The following is a 25375-nucleotide window of genomic DNA, read 5'->3' as shown; positions in this document are numbered from 1 at the left end:
TGATTGATTGATCATTTGTAACCACAAACGCAAAAAAAGAGCATGGATACTCTTTTCCACGAGTATTCACGCTCTTTTTGCAATTAAGATTCTTCTTTATTTAGGGGGACAAGAATATCTTAATCATTCTTTTCATGCTTGCGCTTCTTACGTGCAGCCATTCCAAGCGTACCAGCAAGAGAAGCAAGTCCTAGTCCGGCTAAGGCACTGCCCTTCTCTGCGTCATTACCGGTTTGTGGTAATTTCTTCGCATTTTGAGCAGCTTCATTGCCATTCTTTGTCGTTGTTTCCTTATTGCCAGTAAGCTGTTGGTCATTAGCTGTAGTTGCAGCTGAGTTTTCATTCGTTGCCGTTGCTGAAGCCGCTGTCGTCTTGCCAGCTTCACCAGCATTCGTCTTCGTATCATTGTTCTTAACGGTCGTTTCACCATTACCATTAGCATCAACACGGACATTAACGGTTACGTCATAGGTTGAACCATCAGGGAATGTAACTTTTACAACCCCGGTATGGTCGCCAACCGTTGAAACATCAGGCTGTTGCTGCCAAGTATAGGTAGTACCATTTGGTAATTGACCCTTATTAGCAATCGCGTCACCAGGATTTGGCAATACGCCTTGTGGAGTATGAATAGTCTGCCCTTGTGGCGTAATTGCGGTTACTGTAACCGTGACCTTGTCTTGCGAGCCATCTGGGTAAGTTACCGTTACCGTTTCGGTATGGCTACCATTTTGCTTAACATCTTGGGCAACCTTATCTGGGTTCGTCCACGTGTACTTAGTGCCATCTGGCAAGTCGGCCTTATTCTTAATTCCTTCCGCTGGATCTGGCACTACACCTGTTGGAACAGTGATCGGCTGTGTTTGCGGTTCATACTTATCAGCATCGGATACAACGTTAATCGTAATAGTGACACTGGTCTTTGTCCCGTCTGGATAAGTTACAACAACTGTTGCCTGTTGCTTACCCGTCTTATTAGTATCGGGAACATTCTTCCAGTCATACTGGGTTCCATCTGGCATTTCACCCTTGTTGGCAATTGCCGTTGAAGGATCTGGTACTGCGGCTCCCTTATTAATCGTAATGTTCTGACCAATTGGAGCAGTCTTGGTACCTTCTGGCTTTACAGGCGTCGTAACCGTGACAGTCACAGTCAGCGTATCCTTTGAGCCATCTGGGTAGGTAACAGTAATTCCTTCATTGTAGGTTCCCGGTGTCTTAACGTCTTTGCTAATTTGATCCGGTGTTGACCAGTCAACCGTCGTTCCTTGTGGTAAATCGCCAAGGTTAGCAATTCCCTTATTAGCATTTGGAACCGTGCCTGCAATTGTCTTCACTGGCTGACCCTCTGGTGTGTATTTATCAGCATCAGTTGGGTTGCCATAGTTAACAGTTGTTGGTACGTTAACTGGTTCATGTCCTGGAACAGTTAACGTGACGCTAGTCGGTTGGTCACCCTTCTTAGTTGGATCTGGCTGTTCGCCCGGTGTCCACTCTACCGTTGTTCCAGTTGGTAAGTTTTCTGGATCCTTAATCGTGTCTTTAGGACTAGTTGGACTATCAACGTGATCCTTCGTAGCAACAACCACCACTGTAGCTGTTGTTTCGTCGCTTGAGCCATCCTCATAAGTTACCGTTACCGGAATATTAACAATCTGCGTACCCGCATCAGTTGGCACAGTCGTCGTAATCGTTCCGGTTGTCGGGTCAACATTTACCCAACCTGGAACCGTGGCACCCTTAGTAATCTGATACGTCACACCACCAGTTGGCTTATTACCATCATAAGTAACATCGGTCGTTGTGGTCTTACCTGGTGTTGTAACAACATCTGGGTAAGATGGGGTGTACTTATCAGCATCAGTTGTCGTTGGTGTTGGCGTAGTTTCAGTTACCACCACTTGAACCGGTACTTCCGTCTTTGTTCCATCAGGATAAGTTACCACAATCGTTGCGTCCGTCGTTCCAGGCTTAGTTACATCTGGAGTAGTCTTCCAAGTGTAAGTTGTACCGGTTGGTAAGTCAGGAACATTCTTAATACCATCCTTTGCTGGCGGAACAGTTCCTTGTGGCGTCTCAATATCCTTACCGACTGGCTTATTAGCAGTGTAAGTAATATTAACCGTCATATCTTGACTATCAGGCGTAACAGTTACTGCACCAGCATTACCGTCAACATTAGCGGTGTAACCTTGGAGCTGTTCAACATTAACTGCTGATAATCCTTGCTCTGCCGGCGTCCATGGATTCATCGTTGTCTTTCCAGTTACCGGATCAGTATAACCAGCATTGCCACTAGCATCTTCACGAGTAAACTTAGCAGTTTGGACGCTCGTTGCCGTTTCACCGGTTACTGGGTCAGTAACATTGATTGTCCGGGTTACTTCCCGATACATATCTTGGTTAGTCGGGTCAAACGGTACCGGTACATTGCCGTCCTTTGCATAGTTAACGGTTACCGTGTAACTATCAACTGGCGTACCGTTCTTTAATGCTGATTGAACAGGAACATATTCTTGACCGTTGACGGTTTGGAGACTTGCTCCCGTAGCGCTGGCCGTGTAACCCTTAATAGTTGGAATCGATACCGCGGTAAAGGCCGTTGCACCATTATCCATATTCGAGGTCCAAGCAGTATAACTAACATTCTTCGTAACTTCATCGACACTCTTGATCCGGTAGAAGGCAAGGGTTTCAGAACTAGTCTGTTCCTTTTGACCTGGAACGTTAACAACAATCGTCCGGGTTACTGTCCGATATACGTCCGTATTGGTCTTATCATTCCGGCCATCCGTCGTATCAATCTTATGTTCAACATAAACCGTCGTATCGCTTACTGGTGTTGAACCAAAGGCGATTGATGATGGGACATTTTGACCGCTAACTACTTGCCAGCCCGCTGGTACATCAAGGGTTACCTTAACGTTTTCGCCAGTCTTACCATTTACGGTTTGCGTTCCAACAATTTGATCGTGATTATCGTTGTCGACAAAGTTAATCTTGGCACTTTGCTCGTTGGCAGTGTAAGTAACGGTTACCGTCTGGCTCTCTGATTCTGGTGTAAAGGTTGCGGACGGTACTTCACCATTTGCTAATGTCTTGCCATTTACCTGGGCGGTGTAACCTGCCTTAGCAACATTAACTGCTGGAACCGTCTGACTCTCAACATTCCACTTACCATAAGTGACATCACCCGTTACCAAGTCTTCGGTAGCAGTCCGTTCAAATGGTAGGGTTGCTGTTGCAACGGTTGTTTGAGTACCGTTAAAGTCTTCAACAACCTTGTAATCAATGACTTTATGCGTCTTATTCTTTTGACTTGGATCGTTAGTAACATCTTTTGTCTTATGTTCAACATAGACCGTCTTATCGCTAATTGGGGTTGTCCCGAATGTGATCGATTGTGGCACTTGTTGTCCGCTAACGATTTGCCAGTTTGCTGGTACATCAAGGGTAACTGGTATTTGTTCACCAGCCTTACCATTGATTGTCTGGGTACCAACAACTGTCTTGTGGTCACTATTATCAACATAATTGATCGTAACAGTTTGTTCATTAGCAGTGTAATTAATCGTAATCGTGTAGCTTGGTACTGGTACTCCGTTAAACAATGCGGATTGTGCTGGTACAACTACATTACCGTTCTCATGCTCTAACGTTACGCCAGTTGCACTAATTGTGTATTCACCAAGAGTTGGCACAGTCACTTGTTGGAATGATGTTTCGCCATTTGTCATGTTAGACGTCCATGGTGAGTAAGTCGTCTTCTTCGTTACCTCGTTGTAGCTCTTAATCCGGTAGAAATCAAGGCTCTCTGGATATGATTGTGCTGGCTGACCCGGAATGTTAACAATGATTGTCCGGGTTACGACCCGATAAAGATCGGTATTGGTCTTATCGTCCCGACCATCAGTCTTATCAACCTTTTGTTCAATGTAAACCGTCGTTGGGGTTACTGGTGTTGAACCAAAGGCAATTGATGATGGGACGGTTTGTCCGCCAACAATTTGCCAACCGGTTGGAACATCAAGGGTTACCTTAACATTTTCACCAGTCTTACCATTAACCGTTTGCGTTGCGACAACATCATTGTGGTCGGCATTGTTAACAAAATTAATTTGAGCGCTTTGCTCGTTAGCAACATAGGTAACCGTGATTACTTTATTTGGCGTCGTTGGTGTAATCGTAGTCTCAGGAACAACATTGTTAACAAGGTCTTTACCATTAAGCTGAGCAGTGTAGCCTGGTTGAGCAACACTAACTTCTGGAGCTACCTGGTCAGGACCCCAATTACCATATGTGATTTCACCAGTTACTAAGTCCTCGACAGCTGGCCGCTCAAAGGTAAATTGAGCATTCTTTACCACTGTCTTCGTACCATTAAAGTCTTCAACAACTTGGTAGCTAACCGTCTTTTGGGTCTCATCATTCTTAATTTCTTTGGTCTGGTGTTCAATGTAAACGGTAATTGCCTTAGTTGGTGTTGAGCCAAAGGCAATTGATGATGGAACCTTTTGTCCGCCAACTACTTGCCAGTTAGCCGGAACTTCAAGGTCTACCTTAACATTCTCACCAGTCTTACCACTAACCGTTTGCGTTGCTACAACATCATTGTGGTCGGCATTGTTAACGTAATTGATTTGTGTCTGTTGTTCTTGAGCAGTGTAGTTAACCTCAACAGTATAGCTATCTACTGGCGTACCATTGTTCAAGCCAGACTGAGCTGGAACATATTCTTTACCATTCTCATTTTCTAGCGTTGCGTTTGTAGCACTAATTGAATAGCCGCCAATCGTTGGTACTTCAACCTTTTGGAAGGATGTTGCGCCATCGTTCATGTTTGAAGCCCAAGCAGTGTATGTTGTCTGCTTAGTTACTTCGTCATAGCTCTTGATCCGGTAAAAGGCAAGGGTTTCAGTTGCTGACTGTGGAGCTTGATCTGGGAAGTTAACTGTGATTGTCCGTGTTACGACACGGTAAACATCCTTATTGTTCTGATCATTGCGTCCATCAGTTGTGTCAATCTTATGTTCAACATAGACAGTATGCGTTGGCGCACCATCTGAGCCAAAGGTAATTGATGATGGGACGGTTTGTCCACTAACAGCCTGCCAGCCCACCGGAATATCGAGAGTTACTTTCACTTCTTCACCAGTCTTACCAGTAACGGTTTGCGTACCAACAATGTCATTATGGTCGGCATTATTGACGTAATTAATCTTTGTACTCTGCTCGTTAGCAAGGTAAGTAACCGTGATTACCTGGTCGGCTGAGTCCGGTGTAATAACAGTTGCTGGGACTTCATTATTAGCAAGGGTCTTTCCGTTTACCTGAGCAGTATAGCCTGGTTGGGCAACATTGACTGCTGAAATATTCTGACTTGCAGGCGTCCAGCTACCATAAGTTACCGCACCTGTTACCAAGTCTTCGGTAGCGGTCCGTGCAAAGGAAACTGGTTGGGTAAAGACTGGCGTTTGGCTGCCGTTAAAGTCTTCAACAACCTTATATTCAACTGTCCGATGAGTTTGCTTTTCTTGGCTCGGATCATTTGTTACATCCTTTGTCCCATGTTCAACGACTACCTTAATTGGTGAAGCTGGTGTTGAACCAAAGGTAATCGTAGCAGGAATGCTTTCTCCTGGAACAAGTTGCCAGTTAGCTGGAACGTTCTTTTCAACATTAGTATCAACAGTTTCACCAGTCTTACCAGTTACCTCATAATGACTGCCGGCTACTGGCTGACCATCTGGCATCGTGATTTCCTGACCGTTTTGATCAACATAAGTTACACTAACGCTTTGTTCATTAGCAACATAGGTAACTGTAACGGTCTTGTTCCCAAAGTCAGGTGTAAGCGTTACGGCTGGTACTTCGTTATTTGCTAAGTTTTGTCCATCTACCTGTGCAGTGTAACCTGGCTGAGCAACATTAATGGCCTTAATCTCAACGTTACCATTTGCCTTCCACTCACCATATGTGACATCGCCAGTTACTAGGTCCTTGGTTGCTGTCCGGGTAAAGGTAACATTGTCATTCATAACCGTCTTCTGCGTGCCATTAAAGTCTTCAACAACCTTATAGCTAACCGTCCGTTGCGTATCATCATTCACATTTTCAGTCTTGTGCTTAATGTAAACAGTTTGGGTAGGTACACCATCTGGACCAAATGTAATCGTAGACGGTACATCTTGGCCACCTACAATTTCCCAATTTGTCGGAACATCAAGGGTTACATTGACAGTTTCACCAGTTTGACCATCAATAGTCTGAGTGCTGATTGTCTTGTTGTTAGTTTGGTCAACAAAGTTAATCTGAGCGCTTTGTGCATTGGCCGTGTAATTAATCGTCGCAGTTGTTGATGAAGTTTCTGGTGTTACGTTTGTTGCAGCAACCTTTGCTGGATCTGCAGTATAACCCTTTACGGTTGGTGAAGTAAATTCAGACCATGTACCAGTTGCGGCATCACTACCAACGAGGTGCCATGCATTCATCTCGGTCTTGCCATTAACGATATAACCAGCATTACCCTTTGCATCTTCACGGGTAAAGTGAACTACTTGCGGTGCTGGCTGGTCGCCCGTAACACCTACTGGGTAGTTGACTGTGATTGTCCGCGTAACATCCTTGGTCATGTCATTCTTTGTCGCGTCCCACTTAATTGGGGTTGTCGTTTCGGCATAATCGACCGTGACCGTAGCATCCTTAGTATTTTCCGTAACGGTTTCAGCTGGTACTTCTGTTACTGTCTTGCCGTTAATTTGTGGGGTGTAGACTGCGCCAGTTGCGGCATCAGTGATGGTATTTACTGGATAAGCAGCCCAGGTTCCAGTTGTTGCATCGCTATCTTGGACATGCCATGCATTCCACTTTGGCTCACCAGTTACCGCATCGGTATAACCAGCATTACCCTTTGCGTCCTCACGGGTAAAGGCAACCGTTTGTGGTGCCGGTTGTTGACCTTGCTGACCTGCTGGGTAGTTAATCGTGATTGTCCGCGTAACATCATGGGTGTCACGGCTGGCATCAAATGGAATTGGGGTATCTTCATTGCGGTTGTAGTTAATTGTGACATTATTATCGATCGTCGTTGGCGTTACTGTTACTTGTTCAACGCTAGCAGGGTTAGCAGTGTAGCCCTTTTCTGTTGGAGCAGTGTATGCAGACCATGTACCAGTTGCAGCATCACTACCAACGAGGTGCCATGCATTCATCTCGGTCTTGCCATTAACGATATAACCAGCGTTGCCCTTTGCATCTTCACGGGTAAAGTGAACTACTTGCGGTGCTGGCTGGTCGCCCGTAATACCTGCTGGGTAGTTAACCGTGATTGTTCGGGTAACATCCTTAGTCATATTATCCTTCGTCGCGTCCCACTTAATTGGGGTTGTCGTTTCGGCATAATCAACTGTGACCGTAGTATCCTTGGTATTTTCCGTAACGGTTTCAGCTGGTACTTCTGTCACCGTCTTACCAGCAATTTGTGGAGTGTAGACTGCGCCAGTTGCCTCGTCATTAATCGTTGCTACTGGTTGAGCAGCCCATTCTGCTGTTTGACCATCAGCAAGCTGCCATGCATTCCACGTAATTGCGCTAGTATCTTCACCTTGGGCATTAACGTTATGATAACCGTCACGAACATAGTGAACAGTTTGCGTAATTGGCGCAATTGCCTTTTGTCCAGCTGGAACATTAAACTCAATTGTCCGCGTGACATAGAGGTTAGTGTCATCATTAACCTTACTATCAGATGTTGGAACATATGAACCAGTCTTGAAGCTTACTGGAACATCAAGCTTAGTTCCGTTAGCAAACGTAAATTCAATCGTCCCATTCATATTTGTGGCATTAAATTTGCCATTAGCTCCCGGCATCGAAGCCCACTTAATTCCAGTTACATTACCATTAGTAAAGGTCTGACCAGAAATACCGTTGCTTGCAAGGTAGTCTTCCAAAGCAGCTGAATCAGTTGGTACTTCGCTATCATAGTTTACCGGAACATCAGTCTTACCAGTTGCACCATAGAAGTTGTAGTAAACATTAGCCCAACTATGGTAACCCTTCATGCTCAAACCAAGCTTATTCAAAACAGCCCGATCGCTGATACTAATGTTGTACCGGTACTTTGAATTACCGCCCAATGGTTGTCCTGCCGGTGTCTGTTCTGCAGGGTTAACTTCACCGTTAGCAAGCTTATAAAGCGTATCGGCAGCACCGTTAGCAAAACTCGTTGTATTAGCATTTGGTGCAAAGCCGTTTTGCCATGCATAGTTAACAACATTAGCATCAAAACTGTCACTAGCATTATTAGCGTTGACATACTTAGTCCCATCGGCATTTAGCTTGTAAACTACCTGGGTCTTGTAATCGGAAACCTTATTACCATCCTTATCCCAATCAGTATAGAAGGTAATTGTTTCAAATTGACTTGCAGCTGCGGCCGGTGTGCTGTCGCCAGTTGTCTTGTGAACGTTAGTCAGGTTATCAGAGAAGACTGTCATTGTTTGATTACCGTAGTAAACAACGTCGCCTGGATTAACCTTACTACCAGTGACACTTACCGGTACATTGACCGTTGCTGTTGTGCCATCACGATAAGTAACTTCAACCGGCACTTCAATTGAACCTAAATCAGCATCTTGGTTAACGGTTGCTGTTACTTTCCCAGTTACTGGATCAACAGTTACACTTACACCAGTTGGTGAGGTAAACGTTCCTTCTTGGTAACCAGTAATTGCGCCCGTTGGCATATTTTCTGCTGTTGTTGGGTCAATACTGTTAGTAGCACTTTGCGCAGTCGTTGGCCGTTCAACATTTAAGTTGCCATAGCTGACTGGATATTGGTTAGCATAATCAGTTACCGTGACCTTAACTGTAACATCCTTTGTCGTCCCGTCTGGGTAGGTAACCGTGACTTCACCAGTCGTTGTTCCTACTTTAGAAGTATCAGGAGCAGTCTTCCACGTTGCACTTGTTGGATAGCCCGATACATTATTGCGGAGGTTAGCAATCGTATCCGTAGCTATCGGTGTGCTGCCGACCTTGGTTGAAATTTCCTTGACTTGTGGCGCTTCATCAACCGTGACATTAACCGTTACGTCCTTTGTCGTCCCATCTGGGTAAGTAACCGTAACTACCCCGGTCTTGTCACCAGGTGTCTTAGTATCTGGTGCAGTCTTCCACGTTGCACTTGTTGGGTAGCCTGGTACATTGTTACGGAGGTTGGTAATTGTTTCAGTAGCATTAGGTTCATCGCCGACACCCGTTGAAATTGGCTGTGTCTGCGGTGCTTGGTTAACTGTCACATCAGTCGTTACCGTATCTTTAGTCCCATCAGGATAAGTGACCGTAATCGATTCTGTATGAGTACCAGGAGTTTTAACATCATCGGTTACCTGGTCTGGGTTTGTCCATGTAATTTGAGTTCCCTGTGGTAATTTATCCTTATTGGTAATTGCTGTTGGCGCTTCGGGAACCACGCCTTCGTCAGTTGAAATATTCTTTGATTGCGGATCAGCCTTATCAGCATCATTGTTTACAACGTTAAACGAAACAGGAACACTCAAAGATGAGCCGTCTGTAAAGTTGATCGTAACACTAGTATCAACCGTGCCTAATTTGTCAACTGATGGTGTACCATCACCCCAGCTAACATTCTTAACAGCAGAATTATTAGCTTCTGTCAAATCACTAACATTAACTAATGCTGACGGCTGCGGCAAAGTATTCTCAAGATCATGAGTAGCGGTAACACCTTTAATTGCAGTTGCCCCATTCAAGGTAACAGTTGTTGGTGCTTCAATTGTACTTGTGATCTTCGCTGCATCACTGCCATTAGCAAAGCTTACTGTGACGTTTTCTGCTTGGTCCTTAACAGTTGCCGTTGACCCATTCTTACCGATAGCAGTTGTAAAGTCCTTATTGGTCCATGCTACGGTATTTGTAGTTGAAGCGTCAGTGTTTTGAACTAGCTTGCCATCATTATCATAGGTGTAAACCGCAATATTCTTAACCGCTTGTTGAGCATCAGCCTCATTGGCAGTATTCGTCTTGTGCGTTTCGACAGGGCTAGTCGTTACAATTACCGCACCTTTTTCATTAGCAACAACATTCTGGTTCGCAGGGTTAATAACGATCAATGGAATTGTCACTTGAACCGGATTGCCAGTCTTATAGCTGACTGTAGCAGTTGGGTTGTATACGCCAGGGGTAGTCGTGTCAGGTGTTTGATTCCAGGTAACGCTTGTTGGGTAACCGTCGCCCTGATTGAGGTTAGTAATACCCTTTGCTGGGTCCGGTGTACCGTTTAAGTCAACTGTAATCGGCTGAACTGCTGGTGCTGCATTAACTGTTACAGTAGTCGTTACCGTGTCCTTAGTTCCATCAGGATAAGTTACCGTAATCGTCTCATCATGGGTACCGGGAACTTCAACATCTTTCTTTACCTGATCTGGGTTCGTCCACGTAATTTTGGTCCCTTCAGGAAGTTTGGTCTGCCCAGCCGGAACATTATCGGTATTCTTATTTGTAATTGCCGTTGGGGCTTCAGGGACAGTTCCTTCTGGCGTTGTAATCGGCTGAGTTGTTGGTTCATAGTTATCGTTATCACCAATTACGTTTAAGTTCTTTGCTGGGATTGTAACGTTCAAATACGTTGGTTGACCATTTGCATCTTCATCAGTAAAGGTAATCTTAATCGTTGCATCTTGACCCTTTACTGGTTTGGTTTCCCAAGCAGTCGAAGCAATGCTCTTTGGAGGAATGTTACTATCAACTAATTGATTAAATTGTTCACTGGTTAAATCAGTTCCCAACTGAACATTAACTGGCGTCTTAACATCTTTAGCACCGGCACCCTTAGCGTCAATGGTGAATTGGCTAGAGGTTACAGAAGTCTTATCGCCAAGAATATCCTTAACTGTATCGTTATTAGCAAAGTTGATCTTCACAGAGTTATTTTCAATCTGTTTACCTGCAACCGTGGCATTGTCAACGTTCGTACTTGGTACAGTTGTCCAGCTAACATCTGCTGGGGCAACTGTGATATTAGTTGGGGTTGTTGAAAGCTGACCATTACTTAACTTGTAGCCCTGAACAGAACTAACTGCATCTGGGGCAAGCAAGACTTGAGAATTAGCAGTCGTTTCGTGCGCTGCAATATCGGGATTAACCGTCACTACAACGGCACCGTTTTGTCCCCAGGTTACATTCTGATCAGCGTTAGTAACAACAACTGGAACATTAACAGTTTGTGAAGTCGTGTCAGAATAGGTTACCTTAACGGGAAGGTTGTAAGCTCCAATCTTAACATCAGTTCCTGGCTTTAAGGTAACTTCTCCAGTGGTTGGGTTAACCGTTGCCCATGTTGGCATATTGTCACCGGCAGTGAATTGTGTACCAGTTGGCATCGTAGCATTTTTACCATCTTTATCGGTAAATGACGGCGTAACTGTTACAGTTTGTCCTTGTTGAACATCGACATGCGAGTATGAGGCATTGTATTGGTTCTCCAATTGCAAGTCTGAACCAAACTTCACGCCTGATCCATTCCACCAACTAAAGTGATTGATAAAGTTGTTTAGTGACTGTGAAGCTTCTCCGCCAATTACCTGACCATTATTAAATGAAACCGAACCTTTTTCATTTGAGTTAGTAGCAAGGATTACTTCATTCACCCCACCATTATCATCATTGACAGAGTTATTCATATATTCAGAACCCGCAGTATTCCATGTACCCTTACTTGAACGGAACGCATATGCGAAGTCTCCACCCTGACTCTTATTATTTAGGTACTTAATTGCCCAAGTAGTTGGGGTAGTAGATCCTGCGGTAACCATCGTAAGCGGCGTTACATAATCAGTATCTTCAGAGTTAATCCTGATATGACTATTGTGATTAGCATCCCCAGCAGCATCAGTATGAATTAGGTAACCAGGTTTCCCTTCAGCTGTCCGTTGCAGGTTAATTAATTTAGCGTTGTTAAAGTTAATATAGTCTTGACCACTTGTTCCCCACATTGTCAGGAGTCCAGCCCAACCGTTTGTGTATTCACTCTTACTAAGGGAATAGGTAGAAGGCAGGGAAGTGGAATAAGCAGAATCTTGTAAGTTAACACTACCGCCATTAACTTCAAAATTATAAATATTACCTAAACCATCATTTGGTCCCATCGAAACTAGTGGTGAATTAGAATTAGCTACTCCTTCACGAACAACCGAAAGTGTAGCGTTCTCGCCAATCCGGAAAGTACTGTTAGCGACACTGCCCTTTGAGTCCAGCTCAATCGGTGCTAGTGCTCGGAAACCAGTTGTATCCATCTTAGTATTGACCATCAACTTTGAATTTGGTTGTAGGTTAATATCGCTAGCATTCATTACCGCCATCGACTTACCGGCACCTAAGTTCATTGAAACAGTAGCAGTTGGCTGTAGATCCAATACACCCGCACTAGCATTATCAATGGTTTGGTTGCCTGCACTACCCGTAAAGGTAATTCCCGCAACATTTGATGCCGTACTATTAACATTTAATGTAGCACCAGAATTAACAACTGCATTACCAGCAACACTAAAACTAGTGGCTTGAGTGGCATTATTAGCCGTTGGCGTTACAGTAGTTGTCCCATCGGCAACCACTAAATTGTCAGCCGCAACCAAAGCATTTGAACCAGTCAAAGTACCGTTAATTGTGTTGTTTCCAGAGAAAGTAACATTTGTGGCGCCATAACTGCCATTTGTTCCAGTAAGGGCCGTGGTCGTTGCATCAACGTTAACGTTATGGAAGTTAATGGAACTCTTACTAGGATCATTTGCATATACACAGAGTAACCCGTAGTTATTATTTTGCGCTTGAATATGGGTTAAGTTAGCAAAAGTAATATTCCAAGGTGTTGATGTATTCGTTTCCGTATTAGTAGTTAGGTAAATATACCGGCCACCGAGTTTAAAGCCGTACTTACCCTGACCATCAATTGTTACTGACCGCGCAGTACCTTCTGTGTTAATCGTATCGTAATTACCTGAAGCAGTACTGCCATCGATATCACCAGTCAAAGTGATTGTGCTAACAGAATGGTCACCCAAAGCATTTAAGAAGTCTGAATAATTAGCAACGCTTTCTGTCTGTCCCGTGACTTGTGTTGTTGCTGGTGTTTGTACAAAGCTTGCGCCGTATAATTGAGCCGCTTGTAACGTAGCACTAGACTGGCTAACGTTAGCAGGCGAATTTTGAGAAGCAGCCTTAGCAGCATTGGCAGCAACAATCTTTTCATAGGCATCGGCAACAGGTGTTTGTGGCCCAGCTTGACTAGCAGCAGAGGCACTTGCACTCGCTGGAGCAGCACTTGCGGCAGTAGATAAAACCGCACTGCCAGAATTAATCGCAGTAGCTGATTGCGGGGTCTCTGAAGTTGTTCCGTCACCCGCGCCTGAATCTGGATTTACCTGATCTGCATTAGCTGAATTACTAATTCCCATAAAAGTAAAGCCAATCAAAACAGACGCAACGCCGACAGTCAGTTTTTTAATCGCAAACCGCTGTTTTTTCGGCTCTTGCTTATAGAATTGTTCTTTTTGGTTATTCTTTGATAACATTCTAGTTCATCCCCCTAGATCGCAGAAACAATGAGTCATTTTAGTTACAATTACAGAATACGCTCATCTGTTTTAAAAATAAAATTCGTTAATAAGGTTATAAATTTATAACCGTTGATATAACAGCGTTCTTTTTATATTATTTTTTATATAAATATGATATTCTCATCATATTTAATATATCTGATAACCATCAATCGCTTATACATCAGCATTTACAACTACTAAACAAGCAATTCGATATTCATCAGTTATTAGTATACCGTTTTACATAAAGATCGATAAATAAAAAGGGAGCGTAAATACTGCCATCTTGACATGCATTTACGCTCTCTTTATTTAATCAACGTTTACTAATAGTTCTGTTTCTTATTCCGTCTCAATAATCCTAAAAGGCCTGTGATTGTAGCAAGACTCAGACCAGCTAATGCGCTTAGCTTATCATTAGAATTACCAGTTTGCGGTAGCTTCTTTGATGACCGACCATTATTACTGATTGGCTTTTGACCTTCAACACTAGTTTTCGTTACCGCTACTGAGTGTTGGGCGAATTGATGATGACCATTATTTGGCTCAATAATAATATTATTACTGTTATTAATTAGCTTTTCAGGTGCTTCATCGCGATCAACAATCTGAGTAACTGCAGCATTATTATGAACCGCAATTAGAACGTCGACATTACTACTTGAACCATCTGGATACTTAATCGTTATTGTTTCAGTATAAGTACCCGCCATAGAAAAGTCGGTATTAACTTTATCTCTGTTAGCCCAAGTAATCATCGTCCCTGCCGGTAAGTCTTGCGCATTGCTAATCAATTCTGCCGGATCAATGGTTTGCCCCATTTGAACATCCGCATTTGCTAATCGTTGTGGGACAAATTTATCAGCATCAGTCTGTTTTGTAGCGCTAGGAGCTGTTTCAAGAATTACTTCAACCTGATCAGAAGTGCCATCTGGGTAAGTAACGGTAATTTGTCCGCTTGTCTTTGCACCAGCTTTTACGGAAATAGCCGGTTCACTAACCCATGAAACTTTAGGTAACTCACCATTTGGTCCAGTTGGAAGCTGATCAATATTCATAATAACTTCACTAGCCTGTGGAAGATGATTAGTTGTTACCATCAACGGTGTTTTAACCATTGGCTGATAATTTTCTGCATCACTTCCGCCATTACGAGTAGTAGTAATAACTACTTGTTTAACGAGCTGACTACCATCCGGATAAGTAATTACAATCTTACCAAGAACACTCTTCCCTGTTATTTCAGGAATTGACGGTTCGTTTAACCATCCAATCTTTGTACCAGCTGGCAATGCTTCCTGATTCTTAACCGCCATTGATGGGGAAGGTACCTGACCCGCTTTAGTATCAATCGGAACAATTACCGGCTTATACTTGTCGGCATCTTGTTGCTGTGGCTTATCTACGGTCAAAGGTGTTGCTATTGTCAGCGATGAGCCATCCGGATAAGCAACTTTAACTTCGCCACTCGTCTTTCCTGCCTTAGTTGTATCAGGCTTTTTAACCCAATCGACAGTCGTGCCTTGTGGTAATTCACCCGCAATCATTGTCGATGGTTCTGGCGTCTTACCAACGACAGTATGAGCATCTAACTTTGGTACAGCAGGATATGTTTGCGCATCCGTTTGTGGAGTATTTCCAGGTTGCGCCGTGGTACCAGAATCTGGCGTTGCACTCGAACCTGGTGTTGCGGTACTACTGCTACCTGGCTCTGTACTCGAACTTGGCGTTGACGTACTACTGCTACCTGGCTCTGCACTTGAACTTGGCGTTGATGTACTACTGCTATCTGGCTTTGCGCTTGAGCTTGGCGTTGATGTACTACTGCTGCCTGGCTCTGCGCTTGAGCTTGGCGTTGATGTACTACTGCTGCCTGGCTCTGCGCTTGAGCTTGGCGTTGATGTACTACTGCTACCTGGCTCTGCACTCGAACTTGGCGTTGACGTACTACTGCTACCTGGCTCTGCACTCGAACCTGGTGTTGCGGTACTACTGCTGTCTGGCTCTGCGCTCGAACTTGGCGTTGATGTTCCAGTAACGTTAATTGAAATATCTTTAGTTATCTTATAGCCATCTGGATAAGCAATCGTAATCTTACCTGTTACTACTCCAGGCTTTGATAGGTCTGGTTCTTTATCCCAAGTTATGCTGCTTGGGTAACCGTCAACCGGTTTATCCATTCCGTTGTTTAGGTTCTTTACCAACTTTTTGGCAACTTCAGGATCAGTCAAATTTGGAACTTGGCCTTTCTTAGTCGAAATTGAGCCAATTTCTGGAGCCGCTTCAATTGTTACATGACCCTTAACATGATCAACCGTACCATCTGGATACTTGATAGCAACGTCAGCCGGCTGAGTGCCAGGCTTCGTTGGGTCAGGTTTTTTAGCTGGATCAGTCCAAGTAATTGTTGGCTTGTCTTTTGGATTGGTTGGCAAAGTCTCGGGATCAATAACTGAGCTTGGGTCGATATCGTTGCTATTTTGCGGAACGGGAACCGGCTTAGCAGTTGGTTGCGGACTGTAAGTTTCATTATCGCCCTTAATAACTGTTAGTGGAAGTTGAACCTCTATCTGGTTTCCATTGCCGTATTCTACAATCGCTGTTGCTTCCGTTGAACCAAGCTTAGAAACATCAGGAGCTGTCTTCCAAGTTACACTAGTTGGATAGCCTTTACCCTTATTTAAGTTAGCAATACCCTTTGCAGCATCAGGGACTATATTCCTTGGCGTAGTAATTGCAATTATTTGAGGCGCGTAAACACTGCTGATAGTTGTTGGAATTTCTTTCTGCGTCCCATCTGGATACTTAACAACTACTACTGGATTTTCAGGAGTCTCACTTGGTTCAGGAACAGCTGGCGTATCTTTCCATTCATACTTTGTTCCCGTTGGAGCAGTCGGGTCATCTACACCAGTCTCCGGATCTGGCAAAGCAGGCGTTTGACCAGGCTCAACTGAGATTACGACTGGCTTAGACTTGATCGTTGCATCGCTACCAGCATCATCAGTAATTGCCACTGGAATTTGAACCGTAGCCTTAGTGCCATCTCCAAAGCCTACAACAGCTTCAAAGTTTTGAGCATCGTGAACTTTATCCGTTGAAGGATCCGTAGTAAATACCGCACTGGCGACATGGTATTTATCCTTCACATCGCTATTGATTGCATCGATAGCTTCATTTGCTTGGTGACTGGTATTCTTACCCCAAACTAATTGATGAACGAAGATGTTCTTTTCCCCGTTATCTTTTGTGAATTTATCTGCATCAGTACCAGTTGGACTTGTAACAGTAATTGTAATATCTCTAGTTATCTTATAGTCATCTGGATAAGAAACTTCAATAGTGCCTGTTGTTTGGCCAACTTTAGTTACATCTGGAGTAGTCTTCCAAGAAACTTTAGTTGGATAACCATCAACTTGCTTATCCGTACCATTGTTCAAGTTCTTTACCAACTTTTTGGCAACTTCAGGATCAGTCAAATTTGGAACTTGGCCTTGCTTAGTCGAAATTGAGCCAATTTCTGGAGTAGCTTCAATTGTTACGTGACCTTTTACATGATCAACTGTGCCATCTGGATATGTGATATCAACGTCAGCAGGTTGAGTACCAGGCTTCGTTGGGTCCGGCTTCTTAGTTGGATCGGTCCAAGTAATTGTTGGCTTGTCACCTGGATCAGTTGGCAAAGTCGTAGAATCTACAACTGCACTTGGGTCGATATCTTTATTATCTTGTGGCACTGGGACTGGCTTAATAGTTGGCTTTGGATCATAACTTTCACTATCGTTTTTACCAACAGTTACTGGAATTTCAACATCAACTGTATATCCATTGTCATAACTTACAGTTGCAGTACCTGTTATTGAACCAGCCTTGGTTACATCAGGAGTTGTCTTCCAGGTTACGCTAGTTGGGTAGCCTTTACCCTTATTTAAGTTAGCAATACCTTTTACAACATCAGGAGCAACATCTTTAGGCGTCGTGATGGCTACAACTTCTGGTGCATAATCACTCGCAATAGTAGTTGTAACTTCTTTTTGCGTCCCATCTGGATACTTAACCACGATTGTAGCTGTCGTTGCCTTTTCACCTGGCTCTGGAATGACTGGTGTGTCTTTCCATTCATACTTTGTTCCTGTTGGGGCAGCTGGGTCATCAACACCACTCTTTGGATCTGGTAAGCTAGGTTTTTGATCTGGATCAACTGGAACAAAGACCGGCTTACTTGTGATTGTTGTATCATTACCAGCATTATCAGTGATTGCAACAGGAATTTGAACGGTTGCAGCTGAACCATCGTCAAAGGTGATAGTAACTTCAACGTTTTTAGCGCCATGAACTTTATCAGTCGAAGGAACAGTAGTAAACGTAGCACCCTTTACGTGATAGTCAGTTTGACCCTGCTTAGTAATTACACCATCAATAGCCTCAGAAACATCATGTTTAGTCCCTTTACCCCAGCTAAGTTGCTTAATTAAAGCATTATCTTTATTAGCTTTCTTAAACTTACCTGATTCCTGCATCTTGTAAGTTAAGTTGATTGCTTGATCAGCAGTCTTAGTCTTGCCGCCATTACCTGGTTCAAGACTTTGACCGGTAATCTTACCATTTGTGATAGCAACATTATGTCCTGCATTGTCTTGAGCCAAGACTACGTAGTCCGCAAATGTAGGAACATCATAGCCATCCCAAGCAGTCTTATTGCTATCTACTGGAGTCCAATCACTGTAAGTTATGTCAGTTGAGTCTGCATCGTTAACAGTCTTTGTACGTTGGAACTTAACAGCTTGTTTGTCAGAATGCTTTTGCGAAGTAATTGGGTCAGTATAGGTAATTGTCCGCGTAATCGTTTCAAACATATCAGCATTCTTAGGATCATTTTGATCAACCTTGCTTGGATCAGTTGTCGTTAAGTGGTCAAGTTTAACTGTAATTGTTTGATCATTAGCTGCAGTGAACTTGTAACTTGTTGGCAAATCAGAATTCTTATCAAGCTTGTAGCCAGTTGGAATAGTAATGCCTTTTGCATCAATTGTTACAGTACCATCAGTCTTACCTGAGAAGGTCTTAGGATTATCAACTGAAACAGCAGAACCATCTTTTGCATTGATAAACTTAACAGTTACAGTTTGATCATTAGCTGTGTTAGTTACGGTAATCTTGACGTCTGAACTATCAGCATTTACCTGTTGACTAGCAATTGTACCCTTGTCAGTCAAAATTACAGGCTTACCTGCACCATCAGTAGCAGTCGGAGTGTAGCCATCTTTAGTTACTTTACTAGTTTCATCAAATGCAGATTTGCCATCTTTTGCGACCCAATTAGAGTAAGTTGGCGTAGCTTTAGCATCAGTTGCGTCAGTGTATTTATCACGCGTGAAGACTACCTTTTGAATTATTGGCGCTTGACCATCAACAGTAATTGTCCGCGTAATTTCACGGTAAATATCATGAGTATCATCACTTGGCTTAGTTATATTGCTACCCTTAGTTGTCTTTAAAACATTGACTGGAACAGTAATATCCTTAGTGTAACCGTCATTATAAGTTACTGTTACTGTAGCAGTTGACTTGCCTGCATTAGTAACTGCTGGAGCGGCCTTCCAAACTACGCTCTTTGGCATTCCGTCAACACCATCTGGATCTAAGTTAGTAATTGCTGATGTAGCATCTTCAGCAGTTGGAGTTACACCTTGATGCAAAGTAACTGTACCAACTTCTGGAGTTGCTTCGATAGTTACCTTACTATCTACTGAACTTATCGTGCCATCTGGATAAGTTACCTTTACTGTTACGTTCTGCGTACCTACTTTAGAAGTGTCAGGCTCTGTGCCCTTCCAAGCATATTTAGTTCCTTTAGGGATATTATTTGTTGTAATTACATCTCTAGGGTTGACTTTTCCACCTGGGTCTACTTGATAAGTCTTAGCTGAAATATTGCTTTGGTTGTCAGTAGCTTCATCAGTGATTACAACTGGGATCTTAACATCAAGCTTAGTACCATCTTCAAAGTAAATCGTTGCGTCGTATGATGTTGCAGGTGACTTCTTAGAAGTATCAATCTTAGTTACATCATTAAATCTTGGAGCCTTTAAGTTATTCTTATCAGCCCAAACAATATGGTAAGTATTATTAGGATCTTCCTTAATACCACCTTTAGCATCAGTATCCTTAAATACATAGCCCTTACCTTTAGAAATATTCTGAACTAGGGCATTATCCTTGTTAGCACTAGCGAACTTATTAGCTTGTGATTCAGCAACCGTAATCGTAACTGGAACAGTTAGCTTAGTGCCATCTGTAAAGTTAATATCAGCGTTGACAGTAATCTGCCCGGCCTTAGATAAGTCAGGCTTTGTGTCCCAAGTAACGTCCTTAACTTCAGCATTATGAGCAGCAGTCAAATTAGTTGTATCAACATAATTCTTAGGATCAGCTAATGTACCATCTTGAACTGCCGTTAAATTATTATTTGCAGCGCTAGCTTTAGCAGTAGTTGCACCATAGAAGTTAGCATATACATTAGCCCAGCCAGCATCAGAATCTGGTAAGCCCATTGCTTGCGCAGCAGCTCCAGTTGCAGTGATATGAACACGATACTTAGAATTCTTATTGGCATCCCATTCATCGCTAGTTTGACTATCCTTAGTTGGAGCTAAAGTAGTCTTAGTACCATCTGTATCAAAGTTAGAACTATTGGTATTTACACTATATCCGTCAGCCCAAGAAGTCCTAATATCACTAGCGTTAAAACTATGACCATTCCTGTCACTATAAGTTTTACCATCACTAGATAAGGTATAAGTAGTAGTGCCTTTATCAGTCTTGATATCAATACCCTTAACTACTGGTGCATCAGGAGTATTATCGCCACTGGTCTTGTGGTAATTTGGCGTATCAAAGTTAATTGTTGTGATAACATCTTGTCCATAAACCACTGTATTATTATTAGGATCAAGTGCCAAACTACTTGTTACCGTTACTGGGACCTTAACTGGATCTTGACCAGGAATAGTGACAATTGCATTAATCTTTTCTGAAGCAGTATGAGGGTCAGGGTTCTTTTCCCAAACAAATGTTGTATCTACTGGTAATTTTTCAAAATGACTGATTCCTTCTTCGGCAGAAAGCGGATCAGTTACTGTCCCTGCACTCTTAATTTCGTAGACTTTGGCAGTTGCGTTATCAGTTGTGCCATCATGGTAAGTTACAATAACTGGAATTTCATAACCAGCGGTATCTGCCATTGCTTGGTTGTCGACAGTAATAATTCCGCTATTTGAATCAACATGTACATATTGCTTCATAGTAGCTGGCAAGTCAGATTCACTCGTTTGACCAATTGCGTAAGTTACGCCATCGGTTGGCTTATTACCAGTAAAGCTTGGAGTAAGTGTAACTGCTTTTTGCTCACTATCAACAACTGAAGAATATGATGGATTGTATTTACCCATTTCGCCAGTTGTTATTTGAACACCCTTAGGAATCTTAACGTCTAAGTATGAATTAGTTCCTGCATTGCTATCCTTGAAAGTAATACGAATAGTGAAATCTTTGGCATCTCCAGCTTTATTAGTATCAAATTCTGTAGGATCAATTGAATAGCTCTTTACTGCCACATTGTCAACAAGTTTGTCTAAATCAGAGTGATCCACCATTGCCTTCAAATTATCTGAAGTAAAGTAGCCCTCTGGATCTTTCGTCATATCGTAGCCAACTGGGATAGAAATTGTCTTAACTGGCTTAATAGCACTAGCACCTACTAAGGTTACAGATTGATTGAAACTAGTTTTTGCACCATTATCGACAATATTGTCCGTTGCAGGAACAGAACTCTTATTGAAAGTTACTTTTACTGGTAAAGTAGCAGAATCTCCCTGACTAGTATTTAATCCAGATGCTGAATCATCGTAATTTACAGAAATGCCGCCAATTGAATTGCCATCAGCATCTTTGAAGTCGCCTTTTTGATAACGATATGCATCATTTACTAACTTAGTAGCATCATTTTTATCAGTAGTATAAACATCAATTTCGCTAATAGCGCTCTTAGCATCTAGACTGTCTACAGTAGTTGATACTGAACCTGCATCAGTCTTGTGCAAAGTAAGTGGATTACTCTTGACAACAACTGCACCACTAACTGTACCATCTGGATTCTTCTTGCCCCAGATAATGTTGGAGCTGCCATCAGTTACATTAACTAAAGCATTAACTGTAGATGTTGAGTTATGGGCATAAGTGACAGTTACAGGGATGTTATAAATGCCAGTAGCAGTATCAACCCCAGCTTTAAGTGAAATCGAACCATCATTATTCACTGTAGCAAAGCTTGGAATATCTGATCCTGCTGCATAAGTTACACCAGTTGGCGCTGTAGTATCGGTGTAACTTACCGTGCCGTCAGCCGTAATTTGCTTTTGTTCAAATTTAGGCGCAGCCACTGTGGCATTTTGCCCTTGACTAATCTGAGTTGGAGCATAATTTGGAAGATAATCATCTTTTTGTAATCTCTTAGCAACTTCAACTGGAACAGCAATCGTATCAGCAGTGCCATCTTGGTAAACCACTGTGGCAGTTACACTATGATTACCTGCAGCTAACGGCTTATCAAAGGCAGTCTTATCATAAGTTGTTCTAGTTTTACCATCAGGATAATAAATGTTCTTCAAAAATTGTTGGTAAGCCTTATATTCTGTCTGGTCATTAAAAATTTGATCATTTGTCTTACCGTCATTACTAGTTAAGGCTGCGATTTTATCTGCATCAGGAAGCCCATCTGCATTCAAAATATTCTTGAATTGAGTCTTAGTCCAATCAACACCCCAGAATTGATTCTTAATAATACCATCTAGACCCGTTGAAATAACATTGTATTGCGGATCGGTTAGGCTAGATACAACTTGATGGTTATCAAAGGCAGAATTAGTTAAAATATCGCCCTCTGTCTTCTTAAGAGTATTTACAACTGGTTCATATTTATTAGCATCGTTTAATTTAACAACAGCATCATTGTTATATAAAGCCGTACCAAAGGCGATCCTACGTGGCTTCCACCAGTTAAAGTTGGCTAAGAAGTCATTCAAATTATCGGTGTAAGGCCCACTAATTTGACCATTATTATAAATTGAAAGGTCGTTTGTCTTGTAATTAGGAATTTGAACTAAACCACTCGAGTTACCAAAGCTCAAACCTAAAATCGCACCATTTTTAACAAATCCATCAGCAGTAACACCTTCAGCATCTATTGGCACATAGTTACTTGCGGTATCACCACCACCGTTTTGACTTTCAATCTGGGCAGTTACCCATACATGTGAAGGTGTGTTACCAATATTAGCATCGTTCCATTGTGCAATAGGTGCTGTACCTAAAACTCTCGTTAAGTTTTGAATGTTGGCGCTAGTTAATAAGCCACCTGGTTGCGCTTTACCTTCGAGCTTAATTAAGTTACCACGTTGCAGACCTGTACGTTGCAAGTTAATATACTTGGCTGCACTCATGGTATTATCTTCATTTACACTACCAAACGTAATCTTATCCGTTGAACTTGCCCCAAACATGGTGATCATACCCGGAACAAAGATATCGTCAACAGGGCCTAAATTATCGGTTTCACCCCATTCATAGCCCTGAATACCTTTACTGTTTTCACCATCTTGTAAATCAAGACTACCACCAGCATCAACAGTCAAAGTATAATTACGGCTGCCTAAAAAGAAGAAATCGCCACCACTTGTTGCATTACCAAAAGCAATCATTGGCACCATACCATTGCATTTGCCACGAACCATCTTTAAACTGGCATCTTTAGCAATGTGCAAAGTACCTTCAGAATAATAGGCCAAAGTAATTGGTGCATAGTGATCATAATCAGGATAAGTAGTTGTTGCATTTTGGATAGCAGACCATTTATAACGCAGCTCTTTATTGTTATCTTGCATGGTTGAAATATCGACTTTAGCACCATCTTTAATATCAAGATTACTTGCCATCATTGCTTGTGAGTGACCAGAACCCATCTTCATATTAACCTTGGCATTTTCACCAATATTAATATAAGATTTGCCATGATAATCACTGTAAAAGCCACGGACATCTTTAGTATCGGCGCCTTCTGGTAACTGTGCATCCCCGGTATTTACATTTACTGTTGAGTCTTGACCAATATTAACGCTATTAACAAAAGTTACTGCGTTATTGCCTGTATTACCCATAGCAGTATTAGTTTCATTAAGTAAGTTTAAGGTGGAACCTTTACCTGTGACTAACGTACTGGTATTAATATCATTCCCCAAAGCTTTAATAGTAGTTGTAGAATTATCGCCCAATTGAACAAAGCCTTTAGTTTTAACACCAACAACCGTTCCAATAACGTTTAACTTTGCTTGATTACCGGTAGTCACACTAGCAGTAGTGATTCCGCTATCTTTAGCGCGAATAGTTAAACTTGCACCCTCAGCTAATTTAACATTACCAGCATCTTGACTGGTAGTAATACCCGCAGATGGATAAATCTTGGTAGTAGAAAGTTCGCTACCATCGCCGCCTTGAATATTCAAACTAGCATTTTGACCAATAGTTACGCTTCCTGCAGTATTAATTGCTGTTTGAGCACTATTAGCATTAATAGATGTAGTTCCATCAGCAACATTAATGCTTTTGGCAATTACAGCTGTATCAACATTAGTGGTATTAATTCTGTTTTTGCCAGAAAAGGTTGTCTTGACATTGCTTGCACCAACACTAGTACCATCAAAAACAGCAGTTACATTATCAAAGTTTAAACTAGAACGATTCAAATCATCATCGGAAATAACTTTTCTTTGGATACCACTAGTCATTCCTGTTAGCGGCTTCATAAAGTAAATTGGACCATATGATTGATTTTGCGCCTTACTCTTGAGGATCATATCCTTAAAAGTAATATTCCAGGCATGATCGGCATCATAGTTTTGGTTAACCAAAGTAATGGTCCACTTATTCATATCAAGAGTGTGATTATTACCTTGAATTGTTACATCATGTGCAATTCCGACATATGGTGATGGTGAAATCAAGGGCACATCTACCTTATCTGGAGTTAATTCATATGGACTAAGCAAGTTAGCACCAGTTAATCCCGTTCCACCAGAGACCAATGCGTCCTGATCATCAGAAGCGGTAATGTCATTAGTCATATTAATAGTATTTACGTTCTCATCACACAATGCCTTAGTAAAGTCAGCAAAAGTAGCAACATCAGCAACCCCATCTTTTACTGCATAAAGTTGTTGGTTTAGAGTGTTAACCGGTGTTGCCTGTTGATTTGCGGCTGTTTTTGACTGATTAGCCGCTAAATCGAATGTTTGTGTTGCTGCTCCCTCATCTTCATTTTTATCTTGTGATTGATCATTATCCGAATTAACTGTATTAGTCTGTTCTGCAGTCTTTTGAGTATCTGTAGTATTAGATTGCAATACCACCTGCTTAGCTATTTCCTGATCATCATTAGTGCTGTTATTTTCCGTTGATGTGGCTTCTGAAGTCGGCGTTGTAGTCGACACACTATCAGCAGATGCACTAACCCCCATAAATGTAAAACCAATTAGAACTGAAGCAACCCCTACTGTTAGCTTCTTGATTGCAAAGCGCTGTTTCTTAGGCGCCTGTTTACGCAACTGTTCCTGCCAGTTATTCTGCGATAACATATTTAATTCCCCCTGTAATAGTTATTAATCAATAATAGTTAAAAAATCCCCTAATCTTAATTAACAATT

The 25375-nt window shown here is 42.2% G+C and carries 2 protein-coding genes; both read right to left on the bottom strand.

Annotated elements, in window-relative coordinates:
* Window positions 1-119 precede the first annotated feature (119 nt).
* Window positions 120-13592, bottom strand: coding sequence for a Rib/alpha-like domain-containing protein (locus H5S41_RS11785; RefSeq protein WP_182603454.1), 13473 nt, complete (start codon window positions 13590-13592; stop codon window positions 120-122).
* Window positions 13593-13945: 353 nt separating this feature from the next.
* On the bottom strand, window positions 13946-25306 hold the full coding sequence (locus tag H5S41_RS11780; RefSeq protein ID WP_182603453.1) for a Rib/alpha-like domain-containing protein: 11361 nt from the start codon (window positions 25304-25306) through the stop codon (window positions 13946-13948).
* Window positions 25307-25375 lie beyond the last annotated feature (69 nt).

Source organism: Limosilactobacillus albertensis (assembly GCF_014145555.1).
GTDB classification, from domain to species: domain Bacteria; phylum Bacillota; class Bacilli; order Lactobacillales; family Lactobacillaceae; genus Limosilactobacillus; species Limosilactobacillus albertensis.
Note: the sequence above shows the minus strand (reverse complement) of the source record. Positions and strands in the feature narration are given on the sequence as shown.

Excerpts from the sequence above, each read along its gene's own strand:
- H5S41_RS11785 (WP_182603454.1), bottom strand. The coding sequence starts at position 13,592 with ATGTTATCAAAGAATAACCAAAAAGAACAATTCTATAAGCAAGAGCCG.
- H5S41_RS11780 (WP_182603453.1), bottom strand. The coding sequence starts at position 25,306 with ATGTTATCGCAGAATAACTGGCAGGAACAGTTGCGTAAACAGGCGCCT.